This window comes from Corallococcus exercitus (assembly GCF_042231735.1).
Lineage (GTDB): Bacteria > Myxococcota > Myxococcia > Myxococcales > Myxococcaceae > Corallococcus > Corallococcus exercitus_B.
This window is the reverse complement of sequence record NZ_CP102577.1, coordinates 3,574,094-3,589,655: the sequence shown is the minus strand read 5'-3', so window position 1 is coordinate 3,589,655 and position 15,562 is coordinate 3,574,094. Positions and strand designations below refer to the sequence as shown.

10 protein-coding genes are annotated in these 15,562 nt (G+C 73.2%); 6 read left to right on the top strand and 4 right to left on the bottom strand.

The features are described from left to right. Positions 1 to 243 precede the first annotated feature (243 nt). From NR792_RS13810 to NR792_RS13790, 5 genes are all read left to right on the top strand, one after another. Entirely contained in the window at positions 244 to 3,489 is a 3,246-nt protein-coding gene (locus tag NR792_RS13810) for a PD-(D/E)XK nuclease family protein (protein ID WP_375760502.1), read from the top strand. Continuing rightward, positions 3,486 to 7,154, top strand: a complete 3,669-nt coding sequence (locus tag NR792_RS13805) for a UvrD-helicase domain-containing protein (protein ID WP_375760501.1) — start codon at positions 3,486 to 3,488, stop codon at positions 7,152 to 7,154. The genes NR792_RS13810 and NR792_RS13805 overlap by 4 nt, the downstream gene beginning before the upstream one ends. A 12-nt stretch (positions 7,155 to 7,166) precedes the next feature. Next, entirely contained in the window at positions 7,167 to 8,477 is a 1,311-nt protein-coding gene (locus NR792_RS13800) for an adenylosuccinate synthase (protein WP_375760500.1), read from the top strand. 56 nt (positions 8,478 to 8,533) lie between these two features. After that, positions 8,534 to 9,439, top strand: a complete 906-nt coding sequence (locus NR792_RS13795; RefSeq protein WP_375760499.1) for a tetratricopeptide repeat protein — start codon at positions 8,534 to 8,536, stop codon at positions 9,437 to 9,439. 63 nt (positions 9,440 to 9,502) lie between these two features. Then, positions 9,503 to 9,943: a PH domain-containing protein gene (locus NR792_RS13790; RefSeq protein ID WP_375760498.1), complete on the top strand. Its 441-nt coding sequence runs from the start codon at positions 9,503 to 9,505 to the stop codon at positions 9,941 to 9,943. A gap of 10 nt (positions 9,944 to 9,953) precedes the next feature. On the opposite strand, the gene NR792_RS13785 is transcribed toward NR792_RS13790, so the two are convergent. Beyond that, on the bottom strand, positions 9,954 to 10,790 hold the full coding sequence (locus NR792_RS13785; protein ID WP_375760497.1) for an FHA domain-containing protein: 837 nt from the start codon (positions 10,788 to 10,790) through the stop codon (positions 9,954 to 9,956). Positions 10,791 to 10,917: 127 nt separating this feature from the next. Next, entirely contained in the window at positions 10,918 to 11,553 is a 636-nt protein-coding gene (locus tag NR792_RS13780) for an outer membrane beta-barrel protein (protein ID WP_375760496.1), read from the bottom strand. Positions 11,554 to 11,739: 186 nt separating this feature from the next. Between NR792_RS13780 and NR792_RS13775 the strand changes: the two genes are divergently transcribed. Beyond that, positions 11,740 to 12,945, top strand: coding sequence for a carbohydrate-binding family 9-like protein (locus tag NR792_RS13775; RefSeq protein WP_375760495.1), 1,206 nt, complete (start codon positions 11,740 to 11,742; stop codon positions 12,943 to 12,945). Between the two features lie 9 nt (positions 12,946 to 12,954). On the opposite strand, the gene NR792_RS13770 is transcribed toward NR792_RS13775, so the two are convergent. Together NR792_RS13770 and NR792_RS13765 are read right to left on the bottom strand one after the other, a co-directional pair. Beyond that, entirely contained in the window at positions 12,955 to 13,215 is a 261-nt protein-coding gene (locus NR792_RS13770) for a hypothetical protein (RefSeq protein ID WP_207055954.1), read from the bottom strand. Beyond that, a complete protein-coding gene (locus NR792_RS13765; RefSeq protein ID WP_375760494.1) occupies positions 13,215 to 15,527 on the bottom strand; it encodes a DNA internalization-related competence protein ComEC/Rec2 in 2,313 nt (770 codons plus the stop codon). Before NR792_RS13765 ends, NR792_RS13770 begins: the two co-directional genes overlap by 1 nt. Between the last annotated feature and the right edge of the window lie 35 nt (positions 15,528 to 15,562).

Below are 15,562 nucleotides of genomic sequence, written 5' to 3'. Positions count from 1 at the left end.
ACCTGTCCGACTGTCGGACAGGTTCGTGCGATACGCCGCCGCCGGGGGAGTCCCCGCAGGGGTCGTTCCTGGCTCGGGAGTCCCGGCTGAACGGAGCTGTCCCAGGTCGGGCGGAAGGCCCGCGTCCTCGGACTTCCCGGGTTCCGAGGACAGCAGGCGGGCGGACAACGGGCCAGGGTGTGGGAATGCCCTCAAAGGAGCATGAAAACGGCGCCCCTGGCCGTTCTAGAGTCCTCGCCCCGCATGCCCCGCCCTGGCCGCACACTCCATGTCTTCCCAGATGCCGCGCGCCGTCAGGCTGCCCTGCGGGCGGAGAAGCGTGCGCGGGGCATCGCCGTGGGGACCCACCTGCTCACGTGGGACGACTTCGTCCACGCGCTGGGTGGGGCGCGCGAGCTCAACCGGCGGCCCTGTCCCGCGATGACGGCCCGCTCCGTGGTGGCGGGCCTGGGCGGCACGCTGGGCCCCACGCCGTTCGGCGACTACGTGCGCGAGCCCGCCTTCGCCCGCGCCGCCGCGGACGTGCTGCTGGACCTGAAGGCCGGGCGGCTCTCCCCGCGCGAGCTCCAGGACGCCGCGGAGGTGCTGCCGCCAGAGCGCCGCACCCGCGCGCGCGTCCTCGCCCGGCTCTATCACCTGTACGAACAGCGCCTCGCGGAGCTGGGGCTCGCGGACCGCGAGGACGTGCTTCGCGGCGCGCGCGAGGCGCTGGACCGGGGCGCCTGGCCCACGGGCTGGGACGGCGTGACGGGACTGGTGCTCCACGGCGTCTACGACGTGCGCCCGTCGAAGCTGGAGCTGCTGATGGGCCTCGCCGCGGCGTGCGAGGCACGGCGCGTGTCGCTGCGCGTGGAGACGCCGGTGGGTGGCTCTCCGGTGGCGGACGCGGCGCTCGCGGCGCTGTTCCGCGCCTTCGAGAACCGGGGCGAGACGATGCCCCACGTCGACCTCTTCAAGGCGGACGTCACCTTCGAGGGCCGCCCCTTCACGGACCTGGGCCGGCACCTGTTCTCCCCCCGCGCCGCGCGCGACGTGCTCAAGGGCGCGGTGGACGGACTGGCCGTGTGGAACGCGACGTCCGCGCGCGAGGAGGCCCGCGTGGTGGCCCGCGACGTGCGGCGGCTCATCGACGCGGGCAGCGCGCCGGGCGACATCGCCATCGCGTACCGCGACCTGGGCCCGGAAGCGGGCTGGCTCGCGGAGGCGCTGGGGGACCTGGGCGTGCCGGTGCGCCTGCCCTGGGGTGAGCCGCTCGCGCTCGCGGGGCCGGTGCGGCTGGCGCTGGAGCTGCCGGTGCTGACGGAGGACGGCTTCCCGGCGGAGCGCGTGACGGAGCTCGTCTCCAGCCGCTACGTGCCGTCGCTGTCGCGCGGAGGCCCGGATGCGCCCGCGACCCTCTTCTCGCTCGCCGCCGCGCGGGACGACCGCCTGGGCGCGACGCGAGGGAAGGGCGCCTACGACGTGCGCCTGGATGGGCTCGCGCGCCGGATGGCCGCGCAGGGGGGCAAGCGCAAGGAGGACGCGGTCAAGGTGATGGCCGTGCGCGCGCTGCGTGACCGCGTGATGCGGCTCATCGACGAGTGCCGCCACATCCCCCAGGAGGCCCCGGCCGCGGAGTCGGTCGCCGCGTGGTGGAAGGTGGTGGAGCGGCTGGGCCTGCTCGACTCCGCGGGCCCCATGGAGGTGAAGGAGGCCGGCGCACTGGGCGCGCGCATCGAGGACGCGAGGGCCCGGGACGATGCGGCGCTCGCGGCCTTCCGCCAGCGGATGGAAGCGCTGCTGCGCTCGCTGCGAGCCGTGGGCGGAGGCCCCCGCATCACCCGGCGCGTGCTGGGCCGGTGGCTCGCGGACGCGCTGCGCGACGTGCACCTGCCCGCGCGAGGCCCCTCCACGGGCGCGGTGGAGGTGCTGGACCTGGCCGACGTGCCGGGCCGCACCTTCCGCCACCTCTTCGTCGCCGGGCTCACGGAAGGCCGGCTCCCCGGGCGTGACGCGCCGTCGCCGCTCCTGGGGGACGCGGAGCGCGTGGCGCTCAACCAGCACCTGACCCGCGACGTGTTCCGCCTCACCGGCGGCGAGTTCGACGACCGCGCGCCCTGGCGCCTCACCGAGGACCGGCTGCTCTTCGCCAGCGCGCTCGCGGCGGCGGAGGGCACGTTGAGCCTTTCGTTCGCGGTGAAGGCCTCGGGCGGACAGGAGCAGGTGCCGTCCGCGTTCCTGGAGGAGGTGCGCAGGCTCACCGGCCACACGTGGGCCACGCGCACGCTGCCCCCCGTGCTGCCGCTGGACGAGGTGCTCACGCCCTCGGAGCTGCGGCGCACCGTGGCGCTGGAGGCACTGGCGGGCCTGTCCTTCCCCACCTTGCGCGTCACGGAGCCCGACCCCGCGGGACAGCTGCTCAAGGACCGCTTCGGCACGGACGACTGGTTCCGCACCGCGCGCGAGCTGGCCCACATGGAGGCCGCGCGCCTGCGCTTCTTCGGCCGCGAGGACGAGCTGCCCGGCGAGTTCACCGGCGGCGTGCAGGGGCCCCAGCTGGAGCAGAAGCTGCGCGAGACGTTCCACTTCGGCCTGGAGCGCCCGCTGTCCGCGAGCGCCCTGTCGAAGTTCGGCAACTGCGGCTTCCAGGGCTTCATCGCATATGGCCTGAAGGTGGCCGAGCCCGTGGTGGCCAGCGAGGAGTTCGACGCCCGGGGACGCGGCACCTTCTGGCACCGCGTGATGGAGGAGGTGTTCCAGGCGCTCAAGGAGAAGAAGCTCCTGGGGCAGGCGCCGGAGGACATACCCGAAGACGTGCTGGAGAAGGCGGTCAAGAAGGCCAGCCGTCACTTCGCGGAGTTGAACCACGTGGGCCACCACGAGCTGTGGAAGCTCGCGGGCGAGAAGGCCCACGCGATGGTCCGGCGCATCCTCACGGATCAGCGGCGGGGCCTGCCCTTCGACCCACTCGTGCCCGAGGGCTTCGAGCTGCGCTTCGGCCCGGCCGCGGAGGACAAGCGCTGGGCCGACGTGAAGCTGATGGTGGCGGAGGACGCCATCGTCTTCGAGGGGCAGATCGACCGGCTGGACACGGCCGGCACGGAAGTGGGCGTCATCGACTACAAGACGGGCCGCCTGGACAAGCGCACGCTGAAGGAGAACCTGCTGCGCTCCGACTTCCAGCTCCCGCTCTACCTCTATGCCGCGCGCGTGGCCGGCCACGTGGGCGCGAAGAACGCGGCCTGGTTCTCGCTGCGCACGGGCGACGCCATCCACCTGTCCTCCGTGCTGCCGCCGGCGGAGCTGGAGGACCTGCTGTCCACCGACCCGGAGGTGCGTCAGCGCGTGGCGGAGGCCGCGGGCCTCAACCTGCCCAACGCGGTGGAGGACCTGGTGCGGCGCTTGCGCAAGGGCGACTTCCCGGCGCGGCCCAATGACTGCGGCAAGTGCGGCTACCGAGCGGTGTGCCGCATCACCGAGCGCCGCATCTCCGACGAGGGGAGCGGATGAGCGACACCGCGCCCCACATGCTCGCGCTGGAGAAGAACCTGGCCCTGATGGCGGGTGCCGGCGCGGGCAAGACGTACAGCCTGGTGACGATGACGCTGCACCTGTTCGCGGGAGCGCGGCAGGCGGAGCCGCTGCGTCCCTCCCGCCTGTGCATGCTCACGTTCACGGACAAGGCCGCCGCGGAGATGCGCAAGCGCGTCCGCGAGCGCCTGGACGCGCTGGCCCAGGGGGACGTCCCGCACGACGCGGAGAAGGACCTGCGCGCGTCGCTCGCGAGGCTGGAGCGCCCGTTCCCAACGCAGGACGCGTGGCGCAAGGTGCGCGAGGAGCTGGGCGCCGCGACGGTGGGCACGTTCCACTCGCTCTGCGGTCAGCTGCTGCGCCGGGCGCCGCCCGCGGTGGGCATCGATCCCGCCTTCGAGGTGCTGGACGAACTGGAGGCCGCGGGCCTGCTGGAGGACGTCACCGAGCGCGTGGTGCTGGACGCGCTGGAGGGCGGCGACGCCCGCGTGCGCGAGCTGTGCGCGGAGCTGGGCTTCTCCGGCTCCGGGTTCTCCGACGGCCTCGTGGCCGCGCTGATGGACGTCTACGGCAAGATGCGCGAGGAGGGCCTCAAGGCCGCGACAGCGCGCGTGGGCGACGGCGTGGCGGACAAGGCGCAGCTCGAAGCGCTCATCGAGGATTGCCGCCGCCTGTGCATGGAAGCCCGCGCCCAGGACACCAAGGGCGAGTGGAGCAACCTCCTGTCCGCGTGCGAGCCCCCGCTCAAGGGGATGATGCCGGACACGTTCATGCAGCCGGGTCACTTCCCCACGCTGCGCAACGTGCTGCTGTCGGAGCCGCGCAACCTGGCCAACCTGCGCAAGGGCGCGGGCGCGTGCCTGAAGGAGCTTCTCTGGAAGGTGAAGGGCAAGAGCGACGGCTCCGTGCGGCGGCTGGAGGATGCCTACGCCGCGTGGCGCACGGCGCCCTTCGAGGAGACCTTCCGCGACCTCTTGAGCCAGGTGGAGGCCCGGCACGACGCGGAGCTGACCCGGCGCAACGTGTTCGACTTCACCTCGCTGCTGGTGAAGGCGCGCGACCTGCTGCGCGACCATCCGGAGTTCCGTCAGCAGGTGCAGGAGCGGCAGGGCGCGCTGCTGGTGGACGAGTTCCAGGACACCAACCGGCTCCAGCTGGAGCTGGTGCTGCTCTTGTCGGAGAAGCGCGAAGGGGGCCCGCGCGAGCTGGCGCCGGACGCGGACCTCGTGGCCGCGCTGCCCCTGGAGCCCGCGTTCCTGTGCGCGGTGGGTGACCGCAAGCAGTCCATCTACGAGTTCCGTGGCGCGGACGTGTCCGTGTTCAAGGTCCTGGCGGACAAGATCGAAGCCGAGGGAGGCATGCGCGGCTTCCTCCAGAACAACTACCGCTCGCTGCCGGGCGTCCTGTCGTTCTTCAACCGCGCCTTCGCCGGCCTGCTCGTGGCGAAGGAGGCGACGCCCCGTCCCTTCGAGGTCGTCTACGAGCCCGAGACGGACGACCTGTCCCCCACGCGCCCGGAGCTGGCCGAAGGGCCCGTGGTGGAGCGGCTCACGTTGCCGGAGGCCGACACGGCTCCGGAGCTGCGCGAGTACGAAGCGGACGCGGTGGCCCGCAGGCTGCGGGTGATGCTCGCGCCGGGAGCTCCCGCGACGGTGATGGCGGAGGACAAGAAGGGCCTGCGTCCCGCGCGCGGCGGCGATGTCGCCATGCTCTTCCGGACCTTCACGCACCTGGAGGAGTACCGGCAGGCGCTGATCCGCCACGGCGTGCCGCACCGGGTGCTGCGCGGCCGGGGCTTCTACGGGGCGCAGGAGGTGCGCGACCTCGCCTCGTTGCTGGCGCTGCTCGCGGACGCGGACGACGCGCTGGCGTTCGCCGCGGTGCTGCGCTCGCCGCTGGTGGGCCTGTCGGACGCGTCGCTGTTCCGGCTGGCGGGGGACCTGCCGCTGTCGCTCGGCTCGCCCCGGCTGGTGGATCCGGAGGTCCGCGCCGCCATGTCCGCGCGTGAGCAGTCGCGGCTCGCGCGCTTCCTGGAGCTCATCCCCGTGCTGCGAAGGGAGCGCGACCGGCTGGGCGTGCATGCCCTGCTGCAGGCCGCGCTGGAGGCGACGGGCTATCGCGAAGCGCTGGCGGGCTCACCCTACGCGGAGCAGGCGAGCGCCAACGTGGAGAAGCTCCTGTCGCTGGCGGCGCGCAGGGACGAGCGCGGCACGGGAGGCTGCGTGGCCTTCGCGCGCGAGCTGCGCCAGCTGGCGGACTCCGACCCCAACGAGGCACAGGCGGACCTCCTGGACGAAGGGGATCCGCGCGCCGTGCAGCTGCTCACCATCCACCGCGCCAAGGGCCTGGAGTGGCCCGTGGTGGTGGTGCCCGGCATGGGCGGCCGCCGGCGCACCACCTCCGCCCGGGCGTACTTCGAGCGCTCCTTCGGCCTGGCCCTGCGGCCCTGGATGCCGGACTCGTTGGACACCTTCACCTCCGAGCGCTTCGAGGCCGTGCGCGCCGAGCTGAAGGCCCGCGAGGACGCCGAGTACCTGCGGCTGCTCTACGTGGCCCTCACGCGCGCGAAGGACCTGCTCGTGCTGTCGGGCGGCGAGGAGAAGCGCGCGGGCACCGATACGTGGTGGCACCGCGTGGACCGCCGGCTGGACGCGGATCCGGACCTGCGCGCGCTCGCCCTCGACGTGGACGTGGAGCAGCTGCCGCCGCCCGCGGATCCGGAGCCGCCCACGGAGGAGCAGCTCGAACAGGCGCGGATCCGCATCGAGTCCGCGCTGGAGCGCATGTCCGACGAGGCGCTCGGCGCCGGTGCCGCCCTGTTCCCCGACGCACCGGCGGTCGCCACCGCGCGCGCGGTCCAGGACTTCCTCACGTGCCCGCGCCGCTACCACCACCTCCACCGGATGGGGCTCGCCGTCGGATCCGAACCCTGGGAGGCCCCGGCACGCGCCGCGCCCCTCTTCGTCGAGCCCGACGGCTGGCTGCCCGTGGAGCGTCCGGATCAGCTCGTGACGCGTTTGTTACGCGAGGTCGACCTGTCGCTCGCGGGGCCGGACGCGGAGGCCTCCGAGCGGCGCGCGCACCTGGAGAACCTGCTGCGGACCGCGGGCCGGGATCCGGAGGAGGACGAGCTGGGCGGCGTGCTGTCCACCGCGGAACGCTTCCTGGGCACGACCTTCGCGCGCCAGCTCGCGGCGGCGCCCGCGTCCTCCATCCACCGGGGCCTGGACTTCGTGCTGGACCTGGACGACAGCGCCAGCGTGGAAGGAGCGGTGGACCTGCTCTGGGAGTCGCCGGACGGCGAGGCCGTGGCGGTGCTCCTGCGCCCGGGCGCCCGCCACCCCCTGGGCCCGGCCGCGTGTGTCCATGAGCTGACGGCCCTGCGCCTGGCGGCGGCCCGGATGGTGCGGGACGGGGTGCCGGTGCGGGTGGGCGTGGCCTTCCTGGGGGACGCGTCCCCGGAACCGGAATTCCTCCCGGCCGGATCCGCCGACGCCGGGGCGGTGCGCCGGCTGGCCGAGGGCGTCCGGGCCCTGGCCCAGGCGGAATCCACCGGGACCTGGCCGGGGTGGGACAAGGCGGCCTGCCAGACGCTTCACTGCGGCTTCGCGGAACACTGTCACCCGGCCCCTCCCGCGTGCTAAGCGGCGGGCACCATGCCGAACGTCGTCGTCATCGGAGCGCAGTGGGGAGATGAGGGGAAGGGCAAGGTCGTCGACCTTCTCACCGAGCACGCCCAGGTGGTCGTCCGTTTCCAGGGCGGCAACAACGCGGGCCACACGCTGGTGGTCGGGGGGCAGAAGACCGTCCTGCACCTGATCCCCTCGGGCATCCTTCACCCGGGCAAGACGTGTGTCATTGGCAACGGGGTGGTGGTGGATCCCGCCGTCCTCGTCGGGGAGATCGACGCGCTCAAGCCGCGCGGCTTCCTCAAGGATGACGCGCAGCTGCTCATCTCGGACAACGCCCACGTCATCTTCCCGTGGCACAAGCTGCTGGACAGCTTCCGCGAGAAGGCCCGCGGCGGCAGCGCCATCGGCACCACGGGGCGGGGCATCGGTCCGGCCTATGAAGACAAGGTCGCCCGCCGGGGCATCCGCGTGCGCGACCTGCTCCACCCGGAGCGCCTGCGCCGCCGCATCGACGAGCGCCTGCCCGCCGCGCTGGAGGAACTCAAGGACCTCTGCGCCCAGGCCGGCGTGGACGTGCCGCGCCTGGAGACGCCGCAAGTGCACGCGGAGTTCTCCGCCCTGGGCGAGCGGCTGCGCCCCTACGTGCACGACGTGTCCCTCTTCCTCTCCGAGCAGGTCCGCCGCGGCGCCCGCATCCTCTTCGAGGGCGCGCAGGGCACGCTCTTGGACGTGGACCACGGCACCTATCCGTTCGTCACCAGCTCCAACTGCGTGGCGGGCAACGCCGCGGTGGGCTCGGGCCTGGGGCCCACGGCCATCGACAAGGTCATGGGCATCAGCAAGGCGTACACCACGCGCGTCGGCGGAGGCCCGTTCCCCACGGAGCTGAGCGACGAGCTGGGAGACCGGCTGCGCAAGGTGGGCGACGAGTTCGGCGCCACCACGGGCCGCCCGCGCCGCTGCGGCTGGCTGGACGGCGTGGTGCTGCGCTACGCGGTGCGCGTCAACGGCCTCTGGGGCCTGGCGCTCACCAAGCTGGACGTGCTCAGCGGCATCAAGACGCTCAGCATCTGCAACGCGTACGAGCTGGACGGCCAGCGCGTCACGGAGCTGCCCGGTGACTACGAGGACCTGGCGCGCGTGAAGCCCATCTACGAGTCGCTGCCCGGCTGGGATGAGAAGATCGCCGGCGTGCGCACCTTCGACGAGCTGCCGGAAGCCGCCAAGCGCTACGTGCGCCGCGTGGAAGAGGTCAGCGGCGTGCCCGTGGTGTGCGTCTCCGTGGGCGCCGACCGCGGCGAGACGGTGCTCCTGCAGAACCCCTTCCGCAGCTAGGAAGGACGCAGGCCGAAGTGGTCCTGGCCCGCCGGGGGCCAGGACGGGAGAGGGACATGGTTCGCACGCGCAGGTTCCAGCTCGGGGTCTCGGCGGTGGTGTGGCTCGGCACGCTGGCGGTGCCGGCCTGGGCGCAGGGCCCGACTGCCCAGCCCCCGGCCTCCGAGGCGAAGCCCGCCACCCCGGCCGCGCGCGCGCCGGGCCCGGCCACCGACACGAAGCCCGGCCCCGCGGAAGGCCAGCCCCAGCGCACGTCGCAGGCGGTGCTGGCGGCCACGCGGATCCGCGACGGGGACGCGCTGATGCGCGAGCGGCGCTACCGCGAGGCGGCCTTCGCCTTCCTCGACGCGGAGCACGCGGCCCCGGATCACGTGGAGGCCCGCTTCAAGCTGGGCAACGCGCTGGCGGTGCTCGGCTACTACGCGCGCGCCATTGAAGAGTGGGAGGCCGCGTCGCGCCTCACCCAGGACGCCGCCATCCGCCAGAGCGCGCAGGACAACATCACCCGGGCGCGCGTGAAGCAGGGGGAGGCCGGAGCGTCGCCGCAGGCCGCGGGACAGCCGCCGGGCTCGGGCCCCGTGGCGGACACGACGCGGGCCCAGGCGCGCCGCGCCTACGAGCAGGGCGTCCAGCACATCAGCCAGCGCGCCTACGCCCCCGCGCTCCAGACGCTGACGCAGGCCCTGCAGCAGGAGCCGCTCCTGACCGTGGCGTACATCGCGCGGGGCAGCGCCAACATCGGGCTGCGGCGCTACGCGGAGGCCGCGGCGGACTACCAGTTCGCGCTGAAGCTGGAGCCGGAGTCGGCCTCGCCGCTGTACGGACTCGCGGAGGCGTACCGCGCGCTGGGCCGCAACCTGGAGGCCCGCGACCTCTACGAGCGCTACGCCCGCTCCACCGCCGCGGACGCGCGCCCCGAGCTGAAAGAGGAGTCCCGCCAGAAGGCCGAGCGCCTGCGCTGACCGCCTGGCTGGTGGGCGGACGGGCATCGTCCGAGGGGCTGTCCGGGCCACTATTTTGAAGGCATGGACGGACGCGATCGGACGGTGGAGGGGAAGCAGCCGCACCAGGTCTTTCGCCCACGCAAGGTGCTCGCCGCGCTGATGGCGGCGGCAGGCCTGTTATGGCTGGGCGTCTTCGCCTGGCTGTTCCATTTCGATGGGGTGCCGCTGAAGACGTTCCTGTCCGCGGCCTTCTTCGTCGTCTTCTTCGCGGTGGCCGTCGCCTACTACGGCCGCACCCGCATCGAGGTCGACGCCCGGGGCATCACCTGCCGCGGCATGGTGCGCACCCGGCGCTTCTCCTTCGCGGACATCCGCAAGCTGGACGTCCTCCCCGGGCCGGTGACGGTCTACGCCATCCGGGGCAGCAAGGGCTTCGTGCACTTCACCAGCTTCTTCCGTCACCACCAGCACCTGGCCCGGCTCCTGGTGGAACGCGCGGGCCTCTCACCCCTGCCGGCGTAGCGCGCCCGCTTCAACCCGTCGCCGCCAGCACGGAGGCGACGAGCAGGGCACCCAGGGCCAGCGCGACGGCCCCGGCGATGAGCCATCCCTCCCGCCGCCGTGGCTTCCCTCCGGGAGGCCGCGGCGTTCCCGTTTCCGCCAGCGCCTCCTCGGCGGCCACGGGCGGGGGCACGGGCGGGGCCTCTGCTGAAGCCTCATCGAACGCCGCCTGGAAGCGGAGCAGCGAGCGCCCCAGCTCCACGACGTCCCCGTCCGCCAGCGGCCCGGGGGCCTCCAGGCGCACGCCATTGAGGAACACGCCGTTGGGCGTCCCCAGGTCCTCCAGCACGAAGCCCGAGTCCTCGCGGCGGATCCGCGCGTGCATCCGGGACACGGCCCGGTCGCGCAGCCGCAGGGCCACGCCGTCGCCCCGGCCGATGTCCGTGCACGCCTCCGCGAGCGCGTGACAGCGGCCCACGTCCAGTCCGGTGAGGCAGGTGAGGGTGGCCGCGCGAGACGGCGGGGCTTCCGCGTCCGTCAGCAGGCCCTTGAGCACCGCGACCGTGCCCACGCCGCGCTCGGGGGCGCTGGGCTCGGCGAGCACGCGCAGGCACATGCCCTCCGGCAGGCCCAGCACCTCACCGGGCACCACCAGGCGCGACACGCCGGGCAGCACGCGCACCGCGTTCACGGTGAAGCTGCGCACCGCCTCCACCATGAGCCGGCCGGAGTCGATGCGCAGGGTCAACAGCCCTGGAGGAAGGCCCTCCAGGTGGACATGGTCCTCGGGGCCGCCGCCCAGCAGGTGGTGGCCCTCGGTCAGCTCGAACGGGGTGGGGGTGCCCAGGTGCTCGAATTCGAAGCGCATGCGAACGCCCGGCAGCAAGCGTCACGCCTGCCCCCGGACGCCGCGTTTTCGCGAGGTTGCCCCCAGGCCCCATCCATCCCCGGCCTCTCATGTCCGGAGGCCGGGACGGCGGTGGCGCTGGTTCTGACTAGAAGGTGGCACCCAGGTTGATGGTGCCCATGTAGCGGCCGCCGCTGCTGAACGTCTCGTCGCTGCCCAGGTCCACGTCGGACGGCGGCACGGTGAGCGCGAACTCCTGGTCGAACAGGAAGTTGTAGTTCACGCGCGCGTCCGCGGTGAAGCTGCCCAGGTGCAGGCGCAGGCCCGCGCCCACCGGCACGTTGCCCACCGTGTCGTCCTGGAAGCCCGGGGCGAGGGCGCGCACGTTGTAGCGGCTCAGGCCCACGCCGCCCATGAGGTACGGCTGGATGGCCGTGGCCGACAGGCCCAGCGTCACCGCGGCCTGCGCGCCGTTGCGCACGATGTCCGGCCCGTTGGCGTTCGTCGCCAGCACGCTGCCGGTGTTGAAGTCGCTGATGGCGCCCGTGTAGCCCAGCTCGAGGCCGAGCACGTTCGTCGGCTTGATGGCCACCGTCACGCCATAGGCCAGGCCTGGATCAATCTGGTCTCGGAGCCCGCTGGTGTAGCCCTCCACACCGCCGCCCACGAGGAACGTCAGGCCGCGCATGTCCGCGGACCTGCGCAGCTCCGTCGAAGCCGCCTGCGCGGAGCCCGCCGCCAGAACCGCCACCGCCGCCGCACCAGCCAACAGTCCCTTGCTCATGTGTTCCCCTCCCTGTGGTGGACCGAAAAGTGGGGTGTACCTTGGTCCATGCCAACCGGGCCCCAGGGGCCCGCCGGCTCGGCCGCCCTCCCTTGCGGACGGGTTGCCCATGCACAGGAAAGGCGTTGTCCCGGGCATGGAAGAACGCTTCCGGGAAGACGGGGAAGGGTAGACTCCGCGCCTTCGATGCGCCTCCGCTCCCTTGCCCTCGTCCCGCTGCTGTCCTCCGTCCTGCTCCTCGCCGGTGCGTGCCGCGATGAGCAGGCGGGCCCCGCCCACCGCGCGCCCAGGCTGCCCGCGCCCACGACGTTGCGGACGCTCGACGCGGCGCCGGAGGGGCTGACCTTCAGGAGCGGCGCCACCTTCGCGGGCGGCGCCATCGTCTACCTGGGCTCGCGCGTGACGCCGGAGCGGCCCACGCCGGGGCAGCCGGTTCAGCTCGCGCACTACTTCCGGGCCGTGCGCCCGCCACCGCAGGGCTTCCACTTCTTCGTACACGTGGTGGATCCGGACAGCGGCCAGATGCTGGCCAACGCGGATCACGAGTTCCAGGACGGCGCCGCGCCGCTGGAGACCTGGCCCGTGGGCAAGGTGGTGGAGGACGTGCACACCGTCGCCATGCCGTCCGCGCCCGCCCGCGTGGTGCTGGGCTTCTGGCGCGGCGACGAGCGGCTCCCGGTGGATGATCCGCGCGTGCACCAGGGCGACAACCGCGTGCGCGGCCCGCTCCTGGGCGGCGAGCCTCCCTCGCTGCCGGAGTACACCGTCACGCGCGTGAAGAAGGCGCCGGTCATCGACGGCGCGCTGGATGACGAGGCGTGGAAGGGCGCGAAGCCGGTGACGCTCATGGGCAGCTTCGACGGCCGGCCCGTCCGCCTGCGCACCCAGGCGCGCCTCGTCTACGACGACGCGAACCTGTACGTGGCCTTCGACGTGGAGGACCCGGACCTCTGGGGCACGATGCGCAACCGCGACGACTCCATCTACGAGCAGGAGGTCGTGGAGGTGTTCCTCGACGCGAACGCGGACGGGCGCACGTACAACGAGCTGCAGGTGTCCCCGCACAACGTCATCTTCGACGCGTACTTCCCCGCGCGGCGCCAGGGCATGGACCGGTCGTGGGACTCAGGGATGAAGACGGCGGTGAAGGTGCGCGGCACGCTGGACGACGCGTCCGACCGCGACGAGGGCTGGACGGTGGAGATGGCCATCCCGTTCAACCGGCTCGCGGAGGTGCCTCACATCCCGCCCCAGCCGGGCGACCGCTGGCGCTTCAACCTCTACCGGTTGGAGCACCACGACCGCCGGCAGGTGGAAGGCCAGGCCTTCTCCCCTCTCTTCATCGGTGACTTCCACGCCCTGCCGCGCTTCGCGTGGCTCGTCTTCCAGTAGGCAGGCGCGTCAGGCGTGGGGCGAGATGTCCCACGGCGCATCCGCGACGGAGCGCTCCGCCGGGTCGCCCAGGAAGCGTACGAAGCCCCGGGACTCCAGCGTGTCGACGAGCTCCTCCGCTTCCAGCTCGGAGAACCGGTTCTCCCTCATGTCGAGCAGCAGGTCGCGCATGAGGGACTTGCCGCGCAGGTAGCCCACGGGCTCGCCCGGTCCAAGTCGGGCCTTCAGGTCGGCGGTGAGTTTCCGCAGATCAAGGTCATCGGAGATCATCACCTCTCAAGGTGGGCTTGACCCGCACTCCCGGCAATGGGGCGGGGCGCGGAATCCGGATGCGGCAGGAAGGAAACCAGCCGGACGTCCTGGCCGTCGCTCTCCAGGGTGATGGCGCCGTCCTGGTCCGTGCGCCAGCACTCGGTGCCCAGGGCGCGGTAGCGCGCCTCCACCTCCGGATGGGGGAAGCCGAAGCGGTTGCGCCGCCCCACGCAGAACACCGCGTGACGCGGCCTTGTGCGCTCCAGGAGCGACGTGGTGGAGGACGTGCGCGAGCCATGGTGCGGCACCTTCAGCACCGTCACCGGCCCCAGCGCCTCCTCGAGCGCGGCCTCGCCGTCCGCCTCCACGTCGCCGGCCAGCAGCACGGTGACGTCGCCATGGCGCACGCGCAGCACGACGCTCCGGTCGTTGGCGCCCTCCATCAACTCCCGGTCCACCGGAGGCCCGAGCACCTCCAGCGTCGCTTCGCCCAGGGCGAACGCGGGCTGCCCCACCTGCACCTCCTCCACGAGGGCGCCCTTCGCGGCCGAGACAATGCGCCGGGACAGGGGCCCCTCCGCGCTCCCCGCGGACAGCCACAGCCGTTCGGTGGGCACCTGCGCCAGGGTCGAGATGAGCCCGAGCGCATGGTCCGGATGCGGATGGGAGAGCACCGCGAGGTCCAGCCGCGACACGCCCTCGGCCTTGAGGAAGGGCAGGACGAACCGCTCCCCGGTGTCCGCACCCTCCGGGACGCCGCCCGCGTCCACCAGCGCATGGTGCCCCTGGGAGCGCAGCACCACCGCGTCCCCCTGTCCCACGGACAGGAAGGTGATCCGCAGCGCGGGCTCCGGAGTGAGCACGGGCAGCAGCAAGGCCCCCAGCACCGCCCCCGGCACGAGCGCGCCCAGCCATCGCCAGCGTCCCGAGCCGAGCGCCCAGCCTCCCAAGCCCACCGCGTACGCAGCCCCGAGCCACGGTCCCAGCCCCGGCACTTCCACCGCGGCGAAGGGCACGGCCGCGAAGCCCCGCGTCAGCATGAGAAGAAGCTCCGAAGCGCAGGCCCCGGCCCACAGCACCGGCGTCGCCACCACCGGAGCCACGACGAACAGGGCCGCGCCACCGGCCGCGAGCCCGGTGAGCACGCCGCACAGGGGCAGGGCGACGATGTTGGACACGAGCCCCGCCAGGCTCACCCGGCCAAACGCCGCCGCCACCACGGGCAGCCCCACGAGCGTCGCCGCGGCGCTGGCGCACAGGGTCTGCGCCACGGTCTCGCGAGTCTGTCCGGCCCACCGTCTCAGCAGCCGGGGCTCGGACGGATCCGGCGGGGTGAGGGGCAGGGCCTCGCGCAGCGCGGGCGACAGCAGCACCAGCCCCAGCACGGCGAGGAATGACAGGCGGAGCGACAGGTCCACGACGCTGGATGGCGTCCAGGCCACCAGCACCAACGCCGCGAGCGACAAGCCATTGAGCCCATCCGCGCGCCGCCACAAAGCCAGCCCCAGGAGCACCGCCGTGGCCATCACCGCCGAGCGCACCGCGGGAGCCTGGTTGCCCGTGAAGAGCACGTAGGCCCAGACGAAGGGCACCGCCGCCGGAGCCGCCCACCGGCGCGCCTCCAGCGTCCGCCAGCGCCCGCCCAGCCGCACCAGCCCCCGCCGCAGCAAGGCCAGCGTCATCAGCGCGAGCGCCGCCACGTGCAGCCCGCTGACGCTGAGCACGTGCGCGAGCCCCGCCCGGGAGAAGGCGTCCTCCCAGGCCGCGTCCAGGTCCGCGCGCTGTCCGGCGGCCAGCGTGAGGAACAAGGCCGCCGCGTCCGGGGAGGGCGCCACACCGTGCACCGCCGTCGTCAGCCGTCCCCGCACGTCCTCCAGCGCGAGCCGCCAGGCAGGGGCAGGGGAGAGCGCCAGCACCCGCCCCGGCACGAACCCTCCCGTGAAGGCCACGCCCTGCCTCCGCCGCGCTGACGCGAAGTCCCGCTCGCCCGGGTTGGAGGGAGGCGCATCGGGCACGAGCCGGGCCTCCACCCGCACACGCTGCCCGGGTTGCAATTCCAGACCTTCCCCCCGCCCGGAAAGACTCACACGGAAGCGCGCCTCCACCGGAGGCTCCGGAAGGGGCCCGGCACGGGACACCGCGAGCCGCAGGCGGAGGGCGCCGTCGAAGCGCTCCACGCGCTCCAATTCCCCTTCGAGGACCGCGCTGCCCCCGTTCCTCAACGAAGGAGGCACCTCGACGCGGGCCTCGAGACTGGAAAGCCCCGCGCCCGTGAGGGCCAGCGCGCCCAGCACCGCCAGATGCGCTCCAGGCAGCGGGCCGAGCGCCATTCCAGACAGTCCCAGACAAAGCGCGCAGAGGAGAA

Coding starts and splice junctions, on each gene's coding strand:
- NR792_RS13780 (WP_375760496.1), bottom strand. CDS start 11,553: ATGAGCAAGGGACTGTTGGCTGGTGCGGCGGCGGTGGCGGTTCTGGCG.
- NR792_RS13775 (WP_375760495.1), top strand. CDS start 11,740: ATGCGCCTCCGCTCCCTTGCCCTCGTCCCGCTGCTGTCCTCCGTCCTG.
- NR792_RS13770 (WP_207055954.1), bottom strand. CDS start 13,215: ATGATCTCCGATGACCTTGATCTGCGGAAACTCACCGCCGACCTGAAG.
- NR792_RS13810 (WP_375760502.1), top strand. CDS start 244: ATGCCCCGCCCTGGCCGCACACTCCATGTCTTCCCAGATGCCGCGCGC.
- NR792_RS13800 (WP_375760500.1), top strand. CDS start 7,167: ATGCCGAACGTCGTCGTCATCGGAGCGCAGTGGGGAGATGAGGGGAAG.
- NR792_RS13795 (WP_375760499.1), top strand. CDS start 8,534: ATGGTTCGCACGCGCAGGTTCCAGCTCGGGGTCTCGGCGGTGGTGTGG.
- NR792_RS13790 (WP_375760498.1), top strand. CDS start 9,503: ATGGACGGACGCGATCGGACGGTGGAGGGGAAGCAGCCGCACCAGGTC.
- NR792_RS13765 (WP_375760494.1), bottom strand. CDS start 15,527: ATGGCGCTCGGCCCGCTGCCTGGAGCGCATCTGGCGGTGCTGGGCGCG.
- NR792_RS13805 (WP_375760501.1), top strand. CDS start 3,486: ATGAGCGACACCGCGCCCCACATGCTCGCGCTGGAGAAGAACCTGGCC.
- NR792_RS13785 (WP_375760497.1), bottom strand. CDS start 10,790: ATGCGCTTCGAATTCGAGCACCTGGGCACCCCCACCCCGTTCGAGCTG.